The sequence below is a fragment of the Candidatus Protochlamydia phocaeensis genome (assembly GCF_001545115.1).
GTDB classification, from domain to species: domain Bacteria; phylum Chlamydiota; class Chlamydiia; order Chlamydiales; family Parachlamydiaceae; genus Protochlamydia_A; species Protochlamydia_A phocaeensis.
In genome coordinates this window covers 44493-65682 of sequence record NZ_FCNU01000021.1, presented here as the reverse complement: position 1 = coordinate 65682, position 21190 = coordinate 44493, and the positions used below count along the sequence as shown (strand labels likewise).

Annotated in this window: 16 protein-coding genes; 5 read left to right on the top strand and 11 right to left on the bottom strand. The window is 42.6% G+C overall.

Features of this window, described 5'->3' with window-relative positions:
• Positions 1 to 15: 15 nt before the first annotated feature.
• From nqrD to BN3769_RS07070, 4 genes are all read right to left on the bottom strand, one after another.
• Entirely contained in the window at positions 16 to 651 is a 636-nt protein-coding gene (gene nqrD, locus BN3769_RS07085; protein ID WP_068469025.1) for an NADH:ubiquinone reductase (Na(+)-transporting) subunit D, read from the bottom strand.
• Between the two features lie 4 nt (positions 652 to 655).
• Positions 656 to 1591: an NADH:ubiquinone reductase (Na(+)-transporting) subunit C gene (gene nqrC, locus BN3769_RS07080; RefSeq protein WP_228840645.1), complete on the bottom strand. Its 936-nt coding sequence runs from the start codon at positions 1589 to 1591 to the stop codon at positions 656 to 658.
• Positions 1578 to 3107, bottom strand: coding sequence for a Na(+)-transporting NADH-quinone reductase subunit B (locus BN3769_RS07075; RefSeq protein WP_068469022.1), 1530 nt, complete (start codon positions 3105 to 3107; stop codon positions 1578 to 1580). Before BN3769_RS07075 ends, nqrC begins: the two co-directional genes overlap by 14 nt.
• Positions 3108 to 3379: 272 nt before the next feature.
• The gene (locus tag BN3769_RS07070; RefSeq protein WP_068469020.1) at positions 3380 to 3862 is read right to left on the bottom strand and encodes a hypothetical protein; all 483 of its coding nucleotides are present in this window, start codon (positions 3860 to 3862) and stop codon (positions 3380 to 3382) included.
• 393 nt (positions 3863 to 4255) lie between these two features.
• On the opposite strand from BN3769_RS07070, the gene BN3769_RS07065 reads away from it, so the two are divergent.
• From BN3769_RS07065 to BN3769_RS07055, 3 genes are all read left to right on the top strand, one after another.
• Positions 4256 to 9403: a hypothetical protein gene (locus tag BN3769_RS07065; protein ID WP_068469018.1), complete on the top strand. Its 5148-nt coding sequence runs from the start codon at positions 4256 to 4258 to the stop codon at positions 9401 to 9403.
• Positions 9404 to 9778: 375 nt separating this feature from the next.
• Positions 9779 to 10768, top strand: a complete 990-nt coding sequence (locus BN3769_RS07060) for a hypothetical protein (protein WP_068469012.1) — start codon at positions 9779 to 9781, stop codon at positions 10766 to 10768.
• Positions 10701 to 11495: a ComF family protein gene (locus BN3769_RS07055; protein ID WP_228840647.1), complete on the top strand. Its 795-nt coding sequence runs from the start codon at positions 10701 to 10703 to the stop codon at positions 11493 to 11495. Before BN3769_RS07060 ends, BN3769_RS07055 begins: the two co-directional genes overlap by 68 nt.
• A 154-nt stretch (positions 11496 to 11649) precedes the next feature.
• Here the strand turns inward: BN3769_RS07055 and BN3769_RS07050 are convergent, their stop codons facing one another.
• Both BN3769_RS07050 and BN3769_RS07045 read right to left on the bottom strand, forming a co-directional pair.
• Positions 11650 to 12033 carry a hypothetical protein gene (locus tag BN3769_RS07050; protein ID WP_068469010.1) on the bottom strand — a complete coding sequence of 128 codons (384 nt, stop codon included), beginning with the start codon at positions 12031 to 12033 and terminating at the stop codon, positions 11650 to 11652.
• 105 nt (positions 12034 to 12138) lie between these two features.
• A complete protein-coding gene (locus BN3769_RS07045) occupies positions 12139 to 12453 on the bottom strand; it encodes a hypothetical protein (RefSeq protein WP_068469008.1) in 315 nt (104 codons plus the stop codon).
• A gap of 165 nt (positions 12454 to 12618) precedes the next feature.
• Here BN3769_RS07045 and BN3769_RS07040 point away from each other — a divergent pair, with 165 nt between their 5' ends.
• Positions 12619 to 14226: an ADP-ribosylhydrolase MavL family protein gene (locus BN3769_RS07040; RefSeq protein WP_068469007.1), complete on the top strand. Its 1608-nt coding sequence runs from the start codon at positions 12619 to 12621 to the stop codon at positions 14224 to 14226.
• A 3-nt stretch (positions 14227 to 14229) separates the two neighbouring features.
• Here the strand turns inward: BN3769_RS07040 and corA are convergent, their stop codons facing one another.
• Both corA and dnaA read right to left on the bottom strand, forming a co-directional pair.
• Entirely contained in the window at positions 14230 to 15294 is a 1065-nt protein-coding gene (gene corA, locus BN3769_RS07035; protein ID WP_068469005.1) for a magnesium/cobalt transporter CorA, read from the bottom strand.
• An 8-nt stretch (positions 15295 to 15302) separates the two neighbouring features.
• Positions 15303 to 16649, bottom strand: coding sequence for a chromosomal replication initiator protein DnaA (gene dnaA, locus BN3769_RS07030; RefSeq protein WP_068469003.1), 1347 nt, complete (start codon positions 16647 to 16649; stop codon positions 15303 to 15305).
• Positions 16650 to 17468: 819 nt separating this feature from the next.
• Between dnaA and BN3769_RS07025 the strand changes: the two genes are divergently transcribed.
• Positions 17469 to 18656, top strand: a complete 1188-nt coding sequence (locus BN3769_RS07025; protein ID WP_068468999.1) for a DegT/DnrJ/EryC1/StrS family aminotransferase — start codon at positions 17469 to 17471, stop codon at positions 18654 to 18656.
• Positions 18657 to 18664: 8 nt separating this feature from the next.
• Here the strand turns inward: BN3769_RS07025 and BN3769_RS07020 are convergent, their stop codons facing one another.
• From BN3769_RS07020 to BN3769_RS07010, 3 genes are all read right to left on the bottom strand, one after another.
• Positions 18665 to 19060 carry a tetratricopeptide repeat protein gene (locus tag BN3769_RS07020; RefSeq protein WP_068468997.1) on the bottom strand — a complete coding sequence of 132 codons (396 nt, stop codon included), beginning with the start codon at positions 19058 to 19060 and terminating at the stop codon, positions 18665 to 18667.
• Between the two features lie 2 nt (positions 19061 to 19062).
• On the bottom strand, positions 19063 to 19512 hold the full coding sequence (locus BN3769_RS07015; protein WP_068468995.1) for a DUF5399 domain-containing protein: 450 nt from the start codon (positions 19510 to 19512) through the stop codon (positions 19063 to 19065).
• A 236-nt stretch (positions 19513 to 19748) separates the two neighbouring features.
• Positions 19749 to 21041: a hypothetical protein gene (locus BN3769_RS07010; protein WP_068468993.1), complete on the bottom strand. Its 1293-nt coding sequence runs from the start codon at positions 21039 to 21041 to the stop codon at positions 19749 to 19751.
• Positions 21042 to 21190: the final 149 nt, after the last annotated feature.

Below are 21190 nucleotides of genomic sequence, written 5' to 3'. Positions count from 1 at the left end.
CCATTCAAAACATGATTAAGCATTTCCCTGCATTTTTCTGGAAAGATAAATAAGGCCGCCGATAATAAAAAAAGCCGCCGGCGGGCTGACCATCAAGACAAAGTTATCGTAGGCATCCGGATGCTCTGCCGTTGCATACCAGGAGAGGGGAATGACCTGATAGCCAAATAGTTGTCCAAATCCGAAAAGCTCACGAATAAAAGCGACGATAAATAGAACAATGGCATATCCCATTCCCGCTCCTAGCCCATCTAAAAAAGCAGGCAGCGGCTCGACATTTTTTGCCATTCCTTCCGTTCGCCCCATAACGATGCAGTTGGTGATAATGAGCCCGACAAACACGCTAAGGACTTTGGAAATGCTGAAAAAATAAGCCTGCAAAAATTGATCGATGATGATCACAAAAACAGAAATGATGGCAAGCTGGGCAATCATGCGGACGCTGTCAGGCGTAATTTTTCGCAAAAGCGAAACAAATAAAGAAGAAAAAGCGGTCACAAAGGAAACGGAAAGTCCCATTGTAATGGCCACGCTCAAACGATTGGTGATGGCAAGCGCGGAGCAAATTCCCAAAACGGCCACAAGCACTTGGTTGCCTGTCCATAGCTGAGAAGTAAAATAAGTCGATACAGGAGGTTTAGATTGGCTCATCGCTTTACCTCTTTGTTTGAGAATTTTCAAGTTCATCATGTGCACGGATTAAGAAAGGCCGATAGGCCGCTAGCACATCTTTATAGGCATTAGTGACTCCATTGCCTGTTAAAGTGGCTCCTGCCATGCCATCTACTGCACTCAAGGCTTTAGGAGAGTTGCCAAGGACTTCATTGACTTTTCCTTTGACAACTGTAATGCCTAAAGAAGCTGTCTTGAAATCGGTTTTTCCTCCGCCGCTTTCTTGGAAAATATGTTTGCCAGGAAATTGGCTTTGCCAGTCGGGTTCAGCAATATTGGCTCCCAAGCCTGGCGTTTCTTTTTGATCGTACCAGGAAATGCCAATGACTGTATTTCCATCAGGCTTAATCGCTAAATAACCATAGATAGCATCCCACAAACCCATGCCGTTGATGGGAATGACGTAGCCTTCAATGGCTTTTTCTTTTTCCTCTTTTTTTCCTGCTTGAGGATTGGGATAGATTTTGTAGATCAGTTTTAACGGCTCGCGGTAATAGCCTGTTTTGCGAAAGTCGGACACATATTTCTGCTCGTCTATTCCTGCCTGCTGGAAAGTCGTTGGCTCGCCTGAATCATTGACTAGAAAGGAGCTGATGCGCGTACGGTAAACGTCTAAGATTTGGTCTCCGCTCGGAATAATTTTTTCCTCGGATGGCTCTAAAACTCCTCCTTTGGTGAATTTAGCCGGGACAAACTGGCCTTGCTTGTCTTGGATGAGGAAATAGCCATAAGGACTGATGATGCGCGCAGCAATGAGCATTTGTTTGCTTCGGTCTAATTCTTTGGCCATTTCTTGAGGCTTTTGCAGAGCGCTCGCTAAAACGGAAAGAATAAGCGCGCAAATGAGGCTCAAGATGACCATAAAAAGCAGGGTGTACTGATTTTGGCTAATTCTAAAGGCGCGTTTAGGCTCTTGCACGGCGCATGCTCCTCTTTCTATAGTAATGAACGACATAGTAATCGATTAACGGCGCAAATACATTTGCCATTAAGATCGCTAGCATGACTCCTTCCGGATAAGCGGGATTAATATCCCTAATGACAATTGTGACAACCCCTGCTAAAGCCCCATAGATCCATCTTGAAAGCTTCATGGCAGGAGAGGACACTGGATCGGTTGCCATGAAGACAATTCCAAAAGCCAATCCTCCTAAAAGAAGATGCTTATAGGCCGGAAATCCCAAAACGGCCGGATTCCACGCCCCTCCGTCAGATCCAAAAAAATGCGCCCCCGTCTGAAATAAGAGAGCGGTTAAAAAAGCTCCCAATGCCATCCCTGCCATAGTCCGCCAAGAACCGACACCTGTCCAAATTAAAAAAAGCGCTCCGATTAGACAGGCTAAAACAGACGTTTCGCCCATGCAGCCGAGCTTATCTCCTAAAAAGAAATTCCAGTCTCCATTATGCCCTAGTCCATAGTTCAAGGATGCAAAGTGATAAGCATCCTCATAATTGCTTGGGGCCAGCCCCAATCCTCCTTCGGCTAAGGGAGCGGTTACGAATTGCTTGAGCTGTTCGGGTTCCATTTGAGTAAGAGTGGCCTGGTGATGCCCAGTTTCGTTCCAATGATTGAAATGCTTTTCAATGGCTGGATAAGTGTTGACATGCGATCCTAAATTGTTAGTGGCGATGGCATCCACGTGAATCCGTTTAATGTCCTGATTGATATTGAAGCGGGCAAGATGCGTGGCTTGGCTGTAGCCGTCTAATGCATTCGTATGCGCCTCTTGATTCATCTTCAATAGGCTTTCACGGACTTGCGTCGGATTTGTTCCTACCCATACATCGCCCGACATTTTTCCTGGAAAAGTAAAGAATAGGAAAGCCCGGCAGGCTAAAGCTGGGTTGACAATATTCATACCCGAGCCTCCGAATACTTCTTTCCCTAAAATAACGCCGGCAGCAACTCCGACAGCAACCATCCAATAAGGAATAGTTGGAGGAAGAATGAGTGCATAGAGAATGCCCGTTACAAGAAATCCCTCTCCAATTTCATGGCCTCGTACAATGGCAAATAGGGCCTCGCACAAACCTCCTACGGCATAAGCAATAATGACGACAGGAATAAGAGCGATGAAGCCTTCTTTAAGGATGGATAAGTAGCGGTTCTCTTTAAAGGCGAAATCGAAATATCCCTGCAGCGTATTGGCACCCGCCAAATATTCATCCATCAACTTATAATCGCCGCTTGTGTAAACGAAATTTTGCAGTCCCGTATTCCAAATAGCCATGAAAATACAAGGGACCAATGCTAATACAACAAGGAGCATCCAACGCTTGATATCCACTGCATCGCGGATATGCGGACTTCTTTTGGTATTGATGGGCGCTTCATATAAAAATGTATCGGTCGCTTCAATGAGTGGACGTATTTTATGGAAAATTTTTCCTTTTTCCGTCAAAGATAGCTGATAATCTAGCAGTCTTCTTAACATGCTTTTACCATTTTAATTTTGCTCAATCAGGTTAAGATGAATAAGAAGGCTAGAAGAATAATTCAGGCTAAAAAATTAAGATGTGCCGACGGGTAGGCAGCAAATCTATTCGAATGAGGGATCAAGCGACGAAAAAACAGACCAAAAGGCTTTCTTAACGTGATTTTCAATCGCTTTTTAATCTGAAGATAGCTCTCTAGCCTTCTATCCCAATATCTTCATTTAATTGGTGTCAGGCTATCAAATTCAAATGATCTTGCAAATAAAAAAATTCATTCTTTAATAGGCAGAATTTGATAGTGAACAAAAGGGGAAGTGGATGTATAGGGAAAAGGGCAGACAACTCGATACGGAAGGCCATTGCTGACATTGTAGACGAAGTAAATTAAGGTATCTTGCTCAACTTTAGGCTCATGCATAACCGATACATCAAAGATTTTATAATCCGTCAGCCGATATTCAAAAATGTCAGCCGGATATTTTTTTTCCATTTCCACTTGTTCGATATAGCGCTTCTGGTAGGCAGGAACCGAATCGATATATTGAAAAAGCAATCCTTTCCAAAAGAAATTGGAAATTTGAGCAAATTCTTTGATATACAAAGGATTAGATAGCTCGGGAAGTTGGTTGACCAAGAACCATAAATGATTGAACGTCTGATTTTGAAAGTCAACTAAGGGGGTTTGCTGTTTGAGGGATAAATACACGACATGGGGGCCGATTGAAAGTTCTTTGACGGGCACTTTAATATCCATATATAACCGCCTTTAAGAATTAGAGAGATAAATGCTAGGGCGTGCCTTCAATTAGCTAATGAACCCTGTCCGAATTCTTTTTTCCCTGAAGAAAACACCTTCAAACCCAAGCCATTGACTAATTGACGATGCGTCCCAGCATTCATCATCTTTAATCAGATGGCTAATATGACACAGTCTTAATCCGAGCTTTGTTAAAGTTAAATGTAGGGTATTAAAAATTTCATTTCATAACAAGGAATATTGATTTATCCCTATTCTGCGTTCGATTTTGAATGGAAATCAAAGAATAGGAATAACGCGATCTTCTATGAAAACACTCCAAAAGAAACCGCCTTGCCGCTATTGTATATATCAAGCTTTATTGATATTAATCACTAGTAGTGGCTTGCAATGATAAAAAAAATCTGCTTGATCAGTTTTGTAGGTATTTTTGCCCTGGCAGTTTTTTTTCAAAATTCTCTGCGCACATCTATTTTTAAATGGATCATTCAGTCTTATCTTTCCCAGCATTTTGGCAGCCAGCTAGTTTATCGGGATATGTATTTCAAAGAGGGGCGCCTCGTCATTGAATATCCCCGTTTTGACTCTTCGCAGGCTTTTTTGGCTAAGCAAATTGATATTGCTTATGAGGTTTATTTTTGGGAGCGCCAGCTTGATCTTTCCTTAGCAATAGATCAGCCTAGTTGGAAGATCGGCGATATGAGTGAAGTCACGTGGGCAAAATGGCAGGATTTATTAAGTCCGCAAGAAACGTGGTTTTATGTCCATCCAAGCATCCAAATTAAAAATGGCATGCTCAATTGGGCTTCTTCTCCTCAATTCCACCCTCACGCTCTTTTATTGAATGCCAATATTAATAGCGGTTCGGGAGGATATCTCCAAGCTTATTTAAATGGGCAATCATCCAATGAAAATTACTTTTTAATTCAGGCCTCCAGCCAACCCCATGCGATGGAATTGAGCTTAGAGTGCAGAAAAGTAGATTGCCTTCCCTTGGCCGAATTGATAAAAATAGCGCTTCCTTCCCTAGAGCCTTGTCAAATAGCTTCGGGGCAGATAGATGGGCATATTAAAGCTGTTTTTCCTCTGGATCATCGCCCTTATTTAGATGGAGAGCTGCTGATTGAAGATTTAAATTTTGTGCATAGCCAAATCTATTTGACCGGTTCAGTGGGAGAAGCCCGTTTAAAGCTGGCAAAAAATGCCGGGTTTGACCCTTCCTCCGAGCTTTCTTCAACAACTGTTGGAGAGCTGGCTCTTTTAAAGCCGGCCGCTCTGGCCTATGATCATCCATCCCAAACGAGCTGGAAAATCAATCAGATAGAAGGCTATGCACGCATAGATGGGCTAAGGAAAGCAAAGCTTGATTTTCAAGCGCAAGGCTCTCAGCATGAGTATTGTTCTCAACTTAAACTGCAAGGGGAGGCGCATTTAAATGCCCAGCGCAGCTTAAATTTAGATGTCAATTTGTTTTGCGCTTCGCCTCTTTATTCCGAAGGTAAAATTCATTTGCTTCTCCATCCCATTGCGGAAAATGGCAAACAAATCGAAGTAAAATTGGAAAAGATATCTTACAAGGACTGCAATTTGCTACAGGCTTTCTTTGCTACCTATTGGCCGCAGGCAAAGCTAATCGAGTTGCAGAGGGGCATGCTGGATGCCTTGATAGGACTTCATTTAAATGATCAAGAGATCACGGACCTGCATTTTAGGGATGTAAAGGTTTCCGATTTGGAATTTAAGCTTCCGGCTTTTGAGGCAACTTGCTCGTGTTCGCAAGCAAGCGGGCAAGGGAAAATTAATCTGGCCGAACCCGATATTTGGCGTTCTTTTACTGCTGATCTAGACTTGGATAATGGCTATGTTCAATTGGAAAGCGTCAATTTCAAGCTTCCTCTGACGGCTATTCAGACTCATTTAAAGGTTAATCAGGGAACCATTCCCCATGCTTTAGTTGCCATGGAACTGGCAGGTTTAAAAGGCGTGATGGACATTGAATGGGGAGAGCATAAAGAATTGATCACGCTTAAATTGGACGGGCAAGTCCATGATCTGGCGGAGCTTTTTCCAAGCTGCATGCAAGAGGGGTTGCAAGCCCAATTTAAAGATCACCGTTTAGGCGTCTTGGCAAATGTCAAGCAGAATGGGCAGCAAATAGACATGGTGGGAACCCTTCATATTCAAGAGAGTTCTTCTAAACAAGCCGATCTCATTCATTTCGGATGCGAGCTGAAGCGCATTTCAGAAGGGCTAGCAAACAAGCTGGTTCCTATCGGGTGGTTTTATGCAGGAAACCTCCCCTTAGAAAAATTTGTCTCACCCTTTATCTTCCGGCAAGGCATTCTCCAAATGAGCGGGAGAGGCGAATTTAAGGGGTCTTTCGACCATCAAATGATCTCTGTCAAATATGATGTGAAGAATTTAAAAATTGAAAATGAAGACCTGCTCATTGAGGCACCCCATCTTCAGTCGACGGTTCCCGGAGAATTGATCGGATGGCATCAATTTGACTTAAGTTCTTATTCCCATCAAGGGCTTCTGCCTATTCAAAAAGCCTCTTATTTTGAGAAAAACAGCGGCCTTCATTTCAATGATATCCAAGGGGCAATCTTATTTAAAAATAAAATGCTTCATATCCGTTCTATGGAGGCTTATTGCCAGGATGTATATTTTGCCGGGTGCCTAGACCTCGATTATAGCGATCCGGCCCCGGGCGTCTTTAGCGTGACTATTAAGAGCCCCACGTGCTTTGGAAAAATTTCCCATGTTCAATCCTTGCTTTCCCATCTTCATTCTTCTTCCCCCCTTTATAAAATTCCTTTGGACGGCGACCTGAATGGCCGCAATAAAGGGTTGTTTTTGCATTTTGCCTTTGTGCCTAAAGATTATCAGCTTCAAGCCAATTTCCAGGGGACGATTTCGAATGGCTTTCTACCTGCAGAAAGCGCTGATATGGCTCTCAAAGGGCTGTATATGGATGTGGACTATCACCATGATCGTGAATGCCTAGAATTTACAGACATCCAAGGCTCCCTGCTTATCGGCAAGCCTCGCCGCGTGGAAGAATACACATTTGGAGGCCATCACATCACTTTGCAAGGAATCGAGCGTCAAGACTTGAATATAGACATCTGGATTAAGGACCGCGAAGACGAATTAATGCGCCTTGCCGCTTTTACCGCGGACCGCGAAGAAGGGGTAAAAGACATTATCTTTGATTTAACAACGTCCCACCTAAGCCACATGTATCCAAAAGCGTTGATTTGCCGCGTGAAGGATTGGACAGCGCTGGATGCTTTAAAAGGCGAATTTCAAATTGACCTCGGAGGCGTTATTAAAGACTTGAGGCGTTTTCGCCGCACGGGCTTGCTTTGCTTGTCCCATCAAATGCTGGAAAAATTGAATCAATTAGAGAATGTAGAAGGGATCTTGGAACTTGCTTTGCATTACGATCCGATTGAAGGAAGCTATAGTTATGCCCTTGAAAGCTCTAACATTAAGGCGCAGTCTTCCTTCCTCCACTCTTTTCTCGCAAAAGGCAAAAAACAAGATAAGAGATGGATAATCGATCCTTTGCAGTGGGACCAGCTCACTCTTTTTGCAGATCTGCAACAAATGCCGGACAAATGGAAAATTAATTTCCTAGGATTAAATGACGGAGGGGCTTTGCTCCTTGGTTTGGAAGGCGATCTTTTTCCGGAAGAGGGATATGCCAATGCCAAAGTTAAGCTGGGAGAAGTCAATTTATCCAAGCTGAATGAATGGGAAGCTTTTAAGGAATCAGCCGAAAAGTGGCGGCCGCAGGGCACCCTGCGCCTGTCTGGAGATATGAGAGTGAATTGCCTGCCCATCGCACCTTGGTATTGCATTCAAGCGGATTTGATGGCGGAAACCCAGCAAGTGTCTTGCAAAGATTATGCGTTTAACATCAAACAGCCTTTTCGTTTGCAATTGCAATCGGATAAAAAGGTCCGTGTAGAGAATTTAGAACTGCTACTGGGGGATCGACTTAATCCCCAGGCAAAGCTTTCCATGAATCAGCTCAATTACGATGGCAATCAAAGCTGCCTGGGCTGTCCTTCTTTAGCTTTTACATTTTTCTGCCCGCACCTGAAAGAGCTTGCCGACGCCTTTCAACAGCATTTTCCGGATTTAATCAGCGAGTCTTTTAAGCAGCTTTTCACAACGGTCAAAACGCAAGGGGAGCTGATAGGGACTCTGGCATTTGAAACAGCTCCGCAAAAGTCTTCTTTGAATCTTTCCTTAAATGATGGCATTTATCAATTTAAAAACCGCTCTTGGGATTTAAAAAATTGCCGGTTTGCTATCGCGGACGAGCAATTGTCGTTCTCCGCCCTTTCTTCACATGAAAGATGCTCTTTTCAAATCCAAGGGACAGCTAATTGGCCTGATTGCGACAAGGGCGCATATGTCTTAAATGACCCATTTAATCCTTCTTCTGCGCTTTCTTTTCCTTTAACAATCAACTGGTCCGATCGTTCTAAGGAAGGCTTTCGCATTCAAGCAGTTAAAGGCCTATTTGGCGGGATAAATTGCGACTTGAACGCCTCTTCTGTAAGTGAAGAATCTCCAAATTGGTCAGCTTTGGAAGGGAGCATAGAAGTGGATTTTAACCAAATAGGCCCCTTGTTGACGCCTTCTTTGGCCCAGAAGATTCACGATTTGAAACTTGGCTCCCTCTATACTTTTTCGGGCCATTTTTGGCTTAATTCCAATGAGGATGGCTCTATTTGGGACGCTCTCTTCTTTCAAGGAAAGCTCCTTAGCCGAGATGCGATTTTAAAGGGATATCAATTTGCCTGGCTGGAGTCGGATATGAATTATAGTCCCAAGCATGTCGAATTGCAAAATTTGACGATTCAAGATCCAGCTATTTATCTGACCAGTGCAAAAATGACTGCCGTTGAGGATGAGCGCACGCAAGATTGGTGGCTATTTATCCCGCAGCTTAGCATTAAAAAATTTAGGCCGGCTTTATTAAGAAAAAGTGAGGAAGATATCCCTTCTTCTAAATTTAAAACGCTTTTAATTAAGCGCTTGGATTTCCAGAATTTCTCAGGCAACTTCGCTCATCTTCCTAGCTGGCAAGCGCAAGGGAGCTTGCACTTTCAGAATGCGTCGCGCAAGAATATCTATCATCCCTTATTGGCTATTCCTGCAGAAATTATTTTGCGGCTAGGCCTTGATCCCCATGTCCTAAATCCCGTTACCGGGACGATTTATTTTAATTTGCAAGGAGATCGGTTTTATCTAACAAAATTTAAGGATGTCTATAGTGAAGGCAGAGGATCAAAATTTTATTTAGCCGATAGCCATACACCTTCTTGGATGGATATGGATGGTAATTTGTCTATTCAAATTCGAATGAAGCAATATAATTTGTTTTTTAAATTAGCCGAGCTCTTTACTGTCTCTGTCCAAGGTCATTTGAAAAATCCCAAGTATGCCCTGCAAAAGCATGTCAAAATGCCAAGGAAAGAGCCGCAACCCTCTCTGGTTGGCGATCAAGACTACTAATCGGAATGTGGAGTTTTTTGCCCTTTCGACTGCGTCAAAGCCGTGGAGATAAATAAATGATAAGCGCTTTCACGTCAGTCCAAAGGACAAAAAAACTCCAAACTCAGGTTACTAATCGCTTCTTAAAAACACATGTTTTTATTCATTACAAGAGCAGAGGAAAAATAAGAACGGGAACGGATCTAAAAAATCCTTCAAGCGTCCTGTGTGGCCTGCTCTGCCTTAATCTTTATCAAGGGGCAGGAAGGGTATCTAGTTTTAAATTCACTTGTGCATAAATTATCTAAACCCTCAAAATTGAACGTTTTAACTCGAGTTTTGAGTTTTTAAGCGTCTTTTGGCAAATTGCGGGTACTAAGTCGGAGAAAAAGGACAATGAAAGTCACACAATGGAAAAAAGTCATCTATGGAGGTTTACTGGCCTCATTGCTTCTCTTTGGAGCGGCCCGCCTCTATTATTCTTTAACAGATGACTTTCGTCTGTCTAATATGACTTATCAATTTGATTTTGAAGTTCCTTGGAAGGTTGAGCCTTTAACGGGGGAAGAGCAAAGGGATTTGACTGCCATTCTACAGCAAAAATTCTTCTATATTGGGAAGGGAGCGCAAAGCTATGCCTTTGCAAGCGAAGATCAAGCCTATGTTTTAAAATTCTTTAAATTCAAACATGTTAAGCCGAATTGGCTGATTCATCTCCTTCCACCCGTTTCTCCCTTTAATCACTATAAGGCGCATTATTTGGAGCGCAAAAAGCGCAAATTAATCGGGGTGTTTGAGGGCTATGATCTCGCTTATCGTAAAAATCGCCAAGCGGCAGGGCTCATTTATTTGCATCTTGGGCCAACGGATTTTATCAAGCAGCAAGTAACCGTCATAGATAAATTGGGCTTAAGGCATCGCATTAATCTGGATGACGTCGTGTTTATGGTTCAAAAAAAAGGGGAGACCCTTCGCGCTCGCCTCACGCAGTTGCTTAACGCCAATCGAGTGCAAGCGGCAAAAGAGGCCATCTCCCGCTTATTGGATATGTATGAACAGGAATATCAAAAGGGAGTATACGATAGGGACCACGGCGTGCTATTTAATACCGGCTTCATTGGAGACACTCCCTTTCACTTAGACGTAGGCAAATTAAGTGAAAATGAGCAAATGAAGCAAGTCGGTTATTATAAAAAAGATTTAGAACACGTGGTTTGGAAAATTGATGCTTGGATTAAAGTCCATTATCCTGCTTATTATTCTGATTTGACAGCTCATTTAGCGCAGGAATATAAAAAAAGGACAGGAGAATTATTTGATGCTTCTTCCATTGATCCGCAACGTTTTAAAAGAAAAAAACGGTCTATGCTCTGGGGGCGCGGATAAAGGAAAAATATGGCTGCGGGCGCTCAAGGCTTCTTGCTTGCATTTATTCTTTCCTTCGCGTTGTTTGCATTGCCGGGAATTTCTCTCTCCCGATCCGGCTGTTCTTTGTATGTCGTGTGCGTCTTTATTGGAATTGCTCAATCCCCAAGATTTTTGCCCATCTTGCTTCAATATAAAAGAGGAAGATGATCCCCTTTGCCTCCATTGCCTCCACTTTCCCTCTCTTTTTTTTCGGATGGCAGCAGCTTTTGATTATGAAGGGCCCGCCGGTTCCCTCATCAAGCATTTAAAATATTTTAATCAGCCTTATTTGGCAAAAGGAGCTGCCGCTTTTTTGCTCGCTCAGTTTTTTCGCTTAAAATGGCCCATTCCCGATGCGCTAGTTCCCGTTCCTCTTTCTAGGAGCCATTGGATTGCTCGTGGCTACAATCAAAGCGCCTTAATTGCAGAAGAACTAGCAGCCCTTTTACAAGTACCCGTTTGGCATGCCCTCAAGCGTACAGGCGATCCTTATAGCCAAGCCGGGCTACTGTTTGAACAAAGGCAGAGACTGGAAAAAGAGGCGTTTAAATTAAAAAAGACCTATTCGATTCAAGACAAAACCCTTCTTTTGATCGATGATGTCATGACAACGGGAGCTACCCTTCGCCACTGTGCCGAAACTTTAAGCGAAGGCTATCCCTGTGCTTTATACAGCCTAACATTTTGTCGAACTAAAATTGTTTAAAAGCAAAAATCGTATGAATTAATTTCCTTCTTGGATAAAGAAGGCTCTTTTGCAGCCTTCATCCAAGCCTAAACGCAGAAATAGAAATGGCTATTTTGCCAACTCTTGCCTGGATATATTATCCATAAAGGAAATTAAACGAGTTAACGGTCTTTTAGATCTTGTCGTTTACGTTTAAGAGATGTTTACCATGCCTGCGATGACGCTTAATCGCCTCAGTGGCTTGGACGTCATTGGCGGCAGGATTGGTAAACGGAGCGGGGGCAACTCCCACGGAAGCGGTTGTGCCTGTTGTCGCTGTTAAAGAAGAGCCTGAAATGGAATTGGAAGCTGCACTAGGAGAAGAAAGCCCGCTTGCCCCATCTTGCGCTTTTTGCGCTTCTTCTAAGATTTCCTCTTGGATCCTTTCCTTTTCAAGCGTGTCGGCATCAATATCCTCTTGAGTGATCGCGTCTTGCGCTTGCAGAATGCTAGGATCTGTGTACGTTAAAATGCTTGGATCTAAAGGGTTTAGAGAACCGGAGTTAATAGAACTCATAATAAACCTCTAAAAACAATTAAAAATATGAAAGCATGCCAAAAACAGAAAAGAGCCGGCTTGGTTTTTGCCTAGGCTATTTCTACTTTTGGGAGTAAAGCTTGACTAAGCTTTGGTATTAACGCTGCGCAACCGTTTGGTTTGCTTGCGATGCTGCTTGTTGAATTGATCTATCTGAATTGGATCGGGCGGAGTCGGATTCATTAAAGGGCTAGATTGCAAGGAGTGAATAAATTCTTCGGTTTTCTCTTCCTGCTCTTTTTGGATCCCGTTTTTGATGTCTTCGGTAATGTCTTCTTGAACTTTTCTATCTTGATCGATTGCTTCTTGGGCAATTATGTCTTGATTGATGGCTTTTTGTATTCTGGTCACTTCCTCTTCAGTCGAGGAGGAAACAGGACTGGGATTTAATGCACTCATAAGTGACCTCATGAATAGCACGCGATTTATTAATCTCTCTAACTTCCTATTTTGAATTATAGCATTTCTTTAATTATTTTTAACTAAATTTTAATTTTAAATTGTTTTCAATTTAATAGAATTTGAGTTAATCTGTAACTTTCTAATATATTGTTGTATTAAACTATGTTAACGAACATATCTTCTTCTTCTATTGCTAACTTTATTCCCTTCTCTATTGGTCAATTGACTAGAGTAAGACCGCTGAATTGTTTAATTTATGCCATTGCCCTTGGAATTTTAGCCACCTCTCTTTACTTTACTTTTTCTTATTTAAAGAATCGATTTTCTTACAGGCAAGAGACAAATGCGCCTATTCCTGCTCTTTTTCATCGTACTTTGCCACCTTCCTTGCCCCCTACCTGTCAAGTACAGCCTGTTGCCCCTTTATCTCCTCCTCAAGAGCCTTTGTTGACTTTTGATCTACTTGTCCAGAAGTCCCAAGCCTTTGCTCAATCTGTCCCTTTCCCAACGGTTAACAACTTGATTAAAAATTTTGCAGTCACTCCTCAGCTTCAAACTGAAGTGTTAGAGCATGCGCGCGCAACGCGACCGATCTTGCATGCAAAGACATTCCATTTAATCGAAGAGTTTTTAAACCATAAGCGGCAGACGGGGAGCGCTATTGAAAAGGCGCTTTATCAAACGCTGTCTCCGGAAGAATTTTTGGACCGCCTGCTCAGCAAACGGCCTTTGATGTTTATGCAGGCGAGCGATCAATACTTGTTGCGAGATGGAAAAAGGGACGAGGGCGGATTTGAAACAATAGGAACAGCGCAAGAGCAGTCTCCTCTTTGCCTGAGCGACTATCTATCCTATGACGAAATGCAGCTTTCCGCTTTGATAGGCGTATCTGTCCCTACTCATTTTATCAATACGGGTAGTCGATATAACTATGCTAAGTTGGGAAAAAAGGTTTGCGAAGCAAAGGGCATTTATGTGGGGTTGGTAGGGGCGCGCTTTGAGAGGCCTGGTGTAATGGAGTTTCAGCATATGCTGATTACTCCTGAACAGAACTGCCGTGAAAAGGGATATGGGAGGCTTGCCGATCCTTCCCATCCTCAAACGCAAGCAAATAGGATGTGGGCAAAGTTTTATGGAGAAAAGACTGGAGAGAAAGATAATTTTCCATCTTTTGAAGAAGCGGTAGCCGACCAAACGGGGCAATACCTTTGCATCCTTCCGGATTGCTATTTGAACAAAAAAGTTTATAAAGAGCGCTTAAAGCTCATTCTTGAGCCCTTTTTACAAGAGGCCAATCAACGCGCAAAAGAGCAGAATAAGCAGGCTTATTTGCATCTGGCAGGATTAGGATTGGGCGTATGGAAAGTCTGCGACGAGCAGAGCGATTTGATGCTTGAGGTTTATGCGGAGCTATTGGCCAAGCATGAGTTTGCTCATATTTCGGACCTTCATTTTGCTTATTTTCCTCCTCATTCCACTTGTGGAGGTGTTGGGGATGGAGAGTCGCTCCATACGCATGGCCGCCCTATTAAAATTCATTTTTCAAATAGGGACCCGGCAGATAGGCTGGAAGGGGAAAACCAAGGCAAATTACTGGTAGCCCAATATGCATGGGATGGAAATGCCTATCCTGGAAACGAATACTGGGCAGGAGCTCTGAGCGCTTCCGGAGATCCAGCAGCCGCTTGCTGTTCTTTTATTCCCGAGCTGCAAAATCCTTTGATTAATCCCTGCCTGCGAGCAAAACAAGCTTTTATAGCTTCCCAATAGATTTTAAAGCCATTTTTTGCGATGAAAAAATAACAGCATGGCAATGGCCATGCTGGCCATGACTAAAAGAACAATGGGATAACCCCAACGCGTATGCAGCTCTGGCATATGATCAAAGTTCATGCCATATAAACTGCATACAAAAGTTAAGGGAACAAAGATGGTGGAGACAATGGTCAACACCTTCATGATTTCATTCGTGCGAATATTGATATTGGAAAGATAAATATCTAACATGCCTGAAACGACGTCTCGGAAGCCTTCAATAATATCAATCGTTTGAATGAGGTGATCATAAACATCCCTTAAATAAATTTGCGTATTGGGGCTGACATGCGAAGGTTCTAATCGCTGAAAGTGGCTGACGACATCCCGCATAGGCCAAATAGACTTGCGCAGAAAGATCATTTCACGTTTGGCCTGTTGAATGTGCTGCAAAGTGCCGGCTTTAGGAGATCGCACAAGCTCTTCTTCTAAGTTGTCCAAGCTTACGTCTATCTTCTCGAGCACGACAAAATAATAATCGACGATCAGATCTAAAAGCGTATAAGCCAGATAGTCGGATCCCTGCTTGCGAATGCGGTTATTCCTCTGCTGCAAGCGGTCTTTAATAGGCTTGAAAAAATCCGCCTCCCTTTCCATAAAAGAAATGAGAAAGTTCGGGCCGAAAATAATGCTTGCCTGTTCATCTTGCAGCTGGGATTTGGCTTCATCATAGTGGAGCAGGCGGGCGACGATAAATACCTGGTCCTGGTAAACGTCTAATTTGGGGCGCTGCAGCGGATTGAGGACATCTTCCATGACCAAGGCATGAAGTTTAAAATGATTGCCGATGGAGGCTATAGTGGAAGGGTCATTGACGCCATACGCTTGGATCCAAGTCATGTTAGGCTTTTCAATATATTCCAAGCATTCTTGAATAGAAGCATTGTCCTTTTCAATGTATTCGCTTTCGGTATATTCGATAATAGATAATTTGATTGGATGAGAAGGCGGCTCTCCTATAGGGACCAAGGAGCCTGGCGACAGGCCAACTCTTTTGGAACGGCTCTTCAATAAGCGAAACATGTAAAGAGTTAAGCTTCAATGTTACGGCGGACCATGCCGATTTGGCGCCGCAAATTTTCGTCCGTTGCAACTTTCTTCTCTATGCTTTTGCATGCATGCAAAATGGTAGAATGCGTTTTGCCAAAAGATGCGCCTAACATCATTAAAGATTCATTGATCATTTCTTTGGCTAAATACATCGCGACCTGGCGGGGAAGCGCTACATCCTTCGTGCGCGTAGAGCCTCTTAAATCGCTAACGCGTACTTGGAAAACAGCCGCCACACTTTTGAGAATTTGTTCTACCGAAATTTTTTCGCGAGGAGCTTGTTGCAACATCTCTCTCAATGTTTTAGACACAAGCTCTTCCGTGATATTAAGATCGAGAAGCCGACAGTGGGCGCTTAAGCGATTAATCGCCCCTTCCAGCTGGCGAACGTTGTTATGAATATGCTCTGCAATAAAAAAGGCGACTTTATGCGGAATATGCAGTCCTTTCTGCTCAGCTTTATGCTGAAGGATAGCCACTCTCGTCTCTAGCTCGGGTACGCCCATGTGAGCGACCAATCCTCCCTCCATTTTTCCAATTGTCCGCTCAGACAATTTGAGCAGAGAGGGCGGCTTATCGCTAGTAATGACAATTTGAGCTCCCTTATTCTTTAGCGCTTCAAAAGTATAGGACAGTTCCTCTTCAAAGTTGAGACGGTTTTGCAGGAATTGAATATCGTCGACCAGTAAGACATCAATTTCAGAGCGGTAAAAGCGCTTCATGCGATCGACGGATTTATTGCGTAAACTATCGACTAAATCATTGATGAAAGCTTCTGTTGTAATACACTGTACGCGAAGTTTCTTGTGATGCTCTTTTATATAATGGCCAATACTGTGCAAGATATGCGTCTTTCCCAGCCCTACACCGCCATGAATAAAAAGGGGATTATAAGATTGCCCCGGCCGCATCGCCACTCCCATGGCCGCTGATTTGACAAATTGATTGGTAGGCCCCTCAATAAAATTTTCAAACCGATAATTATTGTTTAACTTCAATTCAGGATTCGTTCCATTCTCCTGTTGACTATCCGGCACCTGGACTGAAAAAGACGGCGTAACGGCTTTCTTCTGAGGAGAAGCAATGACAAATTGAATAGCCGGTTCCCCCAGAGCATTAACGGGTAAAAAAGCGCACAGGTCTTTCTTGTAATTAGATAATAAATATTCCTGAACAAAGATATTTGGAATTTCTAAGATAATCTCTTCCGTTGTCGCTTCCAAAACTCGGATAGGGGCAAGCCAGTTACCATATGCGGTGGGTGAGCAGCGTGTTTTGGCAAATGATAAAAATTGAGTCCAAGCATCACGTGTATCACAAGCTAGCATAGTTTCGGTCCTTAAAAAGTTATGAACAACGTTTCCACAACCCAGTCTGGGGCGGTTTCAACAAAGAATCTAGCATGAGCTAATCTTAGCTGGCAAGCAATTTCATTGGGGGCAAAAAGCCGCTTAATGATAACTCATTGATTATCAAAATAACAGCTTCTAAAGAAAAAAACTCTTTTGACTTTAAAATGTTAAAAAATGATTTTAATAATCGTAAGTTGTTAGCAATGAATTTTTTACAATAAATTTCTTTACTGTCATAGCCTTCTTATTGATTCAGACTTAAATGGATAGTACAAAAATTTTCTTTGATGAAAAGAATAAAAAGAAGTGTCAGAAGGGAAAATCGGCAGCTCATATTCTTATTTAAATGCAATTTTAGGGAATTTTCCAAAGAGTTTTTAGAGGGTATCTAAAACCGCTAATGACCTATTCGCGTTCTTTGCCCCTAGAGAGAGAACAATCTCGCCTATCGCTAATTAGTTAACAATGCGGCGCAGTCTCTTAAAAGCCATTCCTGATCTCAAATAAGCCTGCTTTGCCGCTTTGTTAGGAATGCGGAAAAATTTTAAGTCCTATTTTTTAATATGACTTAAAATTTTTTCGCGTTTATAACTACATTCGCATACAGATCATATTATTTCAGATCAAGAACACCCTCTTAAAGGGTGTATTAAAACCCATGATAACTTATATTTGAGATTATTTTCTCTTTAAGAGGCAATAGGAAATAGCGGTTTTAATACCCCTTCTTAAAAGCCCATTAAGATATAGAACGTCCAGTTTTGAATGAAAAGCGTATAGATAGGGAGACATGTAATGCCGTTGTCCTTTTTGCCTTATGCAAAACAATCTATTCAACCGGAAGATATTCAAGCAGTCGCTGCCGCTTTGAAAGAGGATTTCATTACCAGAGGGCCGCCTGTTCAGGCTTTTGAAGAGGCAATTGCCGCGTATTGCGGAGTGCGCTATGCAGTGGCTTTTACGAGCGGGACGGCGGCTTTGATGGCGGCTTATTTTGCAGCCAAGCTTACTCCAGCAGACCGCGTTTTTTCTACACCCAATACGTTCATTGCCACTGTTGGCATGCCCATACAGATGGGAATTTGTCCCCACTTTATTGACATTGACCGTAAAACAGGCAATTTAGACCTAAACTTATTAGGAAAGCTTTTAAAGGCTCCTTCGACTAGAGGACGACCCGTTATTGTGCCCGTTCATTTTGCCGGCCTTGCAATGGATATGCGCGCTTTGGATCATCTCATTTGCGATCCGGAAGCCGTAGTGATAGAGGATGCTGCTCATGCCTTGGGGTCTTTTTATCCAACAGGAGAAAAAGTGGGAAGCTGCGCCTTCAGCCAGATGACCATATTCAGCTTTCATCCAGCTAAAACCCTGACTACAGGCGAAGGCGGCATGGTGACGACAAATGATGAGGGGCTTTATCATCGCCTGCTTCTTTACCGTGACAATGGAATTGAGCGCTATCCTCCCTATTTGCAGCAAGCTGCCTCGCCTGGATATTATGAAGTGCAAGCCATTACAGGTAATTTTCATTTTACAAGTTTTCAAGCGGCTTTGGGATTGAGTCAATTTAAACGCTTAGATGATTTTATAGACAAGCGCCGCCGACTGGTCAGACGCTATCGCATCAACCTTAAGGATAGTCCTGGCATAGGCCTATTGACAGAGGCAAACGAAGCGCAAACGGCATTTCATCTTTTTGTCGTTCAAATTGATTTTGAGAGCTATGGACTTAGTCGGGAATGGGTCATAGATGCCCTTAAAAAGAAGGGGATAGGCGTACAGGTGCATTATATCCCCCTTTATCATCATCCTGTCATGAGTCGCTTCTATCAAGATCAAGAGTGGAAGGACGTTTTTCCGGAAACAGAAAAATACTATGCGCAAACGCTCTCTTTGCCTCTGTATTTTGACTTATCAGAAGAAGAGGTGGATTATGTCTGTCAATCGCTATTTGCTGTCTTAGGAAAATATAAGCGCTAGGATAAAGCTTAGCTATAGGCTAGAATAAGGGCCTTTGCCACATTCGCAATGGCTGGATTGGATTCATTCTTAAGAATATGAGCGAGCTTTAAGGCTTCTTCCTTCTTGCCCAGCATAAAAAAGGCCTTGGTTAAGTTCAGCAGCGTCGGCCCATGGTCAGTTTCCAATTTTAGCGCTTTATCAAAGCATTTTAATGCTTTTGCGGGCTCGTTGAGCTGCAAGTAAATCGCTCCTAAAGTTTGGGCATCATAGGCGCTTTCGGGATCAAGCACATTCAATGCTTCGAAAAAAGCTAAAGCAATATCGTATTTTCCCTGTCTAATGTAAGCATAGCCTGTATAGCGCAGATCTTCAATATGTTCCTCTGTCCACCCGAGCCTTTCCAGCCAATTGATTCTACCCATGATTATCCTTGTAAGAACTGACCTACTCGCCCTACAATAAAGCTTAGCCAATTATTAATCTTATCTATTTGAGCAAAGCAAGCTTTAAGCGCTGATTTTTCCTTCTCTTCACTATCCGATTCGCAGATTACTTCTTCTAATTTTTTCTCGTCTTCATCTTCTTCTTCAAAAGACCCCAAACTAGGGGCGACACGGAAAAATCCAAAAGGAGAGCGGCGTTGATAACGGAAACGAGGGGGAGGAAAAAAGTAGGCCCAAGGCGTCTGAACGGGGATAACTCCCAACAGAAGATCCATTTCCGATAATTTCGGATAAATGTCGACTAACAGGATCTGGGGAGGAATCGACGCCGCTTCGTCTAAGTGATATTGCTGATTGATCTGCTCGATCAACTGTGTCCGGCGCGCATATTGAATATAAATGCCGATGTCTAGCTTATCAATGGTTGTCATACGATCACCTACTTTGAAAAGTATTACTTTTCATAGTCTATTTTAACAGTTATTACATTTTTTAGTAAAATTTACTACTAATTATAATCTATAATTTTAATAATGTGATAGAATTAAAAATCTAATTTTACTGAACAAGCGGTTTTAATGGAAAGGGAAAATCTCTTTTCTCGCAATTTTGATTGGATTCGAGCGAAGAAAAGGCAGCTCCTTACTCGTCGCTGCCGAAGGGCGGCTTATCGGTTTGAATAAAGGGAAAGCGTTTCGGTTTCATTCGCAAGAGCCGCTACGCTGTTTAGTTTTGATAAGTTGATGGTGGTTTCATAGACTTTTAAGAAGTCTGGAAGGAGAGGCGCCGCTAACGCTTCCATATCGCCCAGCGTATGGCTGCTATGTTCGCAAGCAAAGCCTTTGGCTTGATAAATGAGTTTTTCTAGCCATTCGCCGATAGCTGCCGATCCTCTTTGGTAGGGCATGCAATGGGCAAATAAATAGCGGATGAGGGCCACTTGCTGTATGAATGCTTGTTTATCTCCAGTAGAGGAATCCCATTGCATGGCTTTCTCAAAAATTCTTGCAATCTCTTCTAGCGTTTCGTCAATGAGAAACTGATCTTGGTGCATAATGACGACGACGGAGCGCTTGATTCTTTCCACCGGATCGGTTCGAAGATCTTGGTGGGACCAGGTCACGTATTCCGAAAGGGCGTACATCTTGCCGTTCATTTCTAGGCGCACCTTTCCGAATAAGAAAAGGGATTTAAGATAATCTGCATTCTTTTTTATCTGGACGCCTTCCGGAGTTAAAATCTTTTGAGAATAAGGAAAGGAATTAGAGATTTCTCTAAGAATATAGGCGAATTTTCCATGAATATAGAACGCAGCATGCTTCTGCTTGACATACTTGAAGTTTTGTTTAAAGGCATCGATGATTTTTTGCTCTTTTAGGGTAGGAGGATAGTTTTTGTCATCGACATCGGCTTGCTCAATTTCTGGCAGGTCTTTTATATTTGGATCTCCTTGGACTTTTTCTATATAACTAGGAATAAGGCGGTCCAATTCTCTCTCAGCTAAGTCTTGAGCATCTAAGATTTCCACCTCGAAAGAGCACTTTCTCTCCAGACAAGACGTTTCTGTTTTAAAGGTATTTTTCTGTAATCTGCCTTTAAGCGGAATGTGATTTTTAAGCAATTCGCTCAAAAACTGCGTGATTTTTGAATTGAACGCTCCGTATCTTCCCGATATCGCTGTATGAGAGACATCTCCTAAGACATCCCATCTTCTCCTTCCAAAATAATGGCCTTCTTCTGTTCCGTGGGAAATAGCCAGCTCGTGGCGTGTCTGAGCAAAAGAAGAAAGGGCCTGGTGAAAGAACTGTTTTAAATCCCCTTTTTCTTCTACAGCTTTTTCCAGATAAATAAGCTGCCGGGCAATAGCTGCGTCTCGCTTTTGAATATAGTCGCCTTGCTGGCCGCCATAGGCAAGCGGTTCTTGAGACAGGATATAATTGGAAGGATTAAGATTAAGCATGGAATTTCTCAATTTGTTAATAAGATGTTAGTTAATGACTAATAGAATGTGGAATAATTATAATAATTTAATTAAATCAAAGGAATAGTTAATTTCCTATTCTATTTATTTGATTGCATTATTTTTTTTGAATTTACTGTATAAAAGGC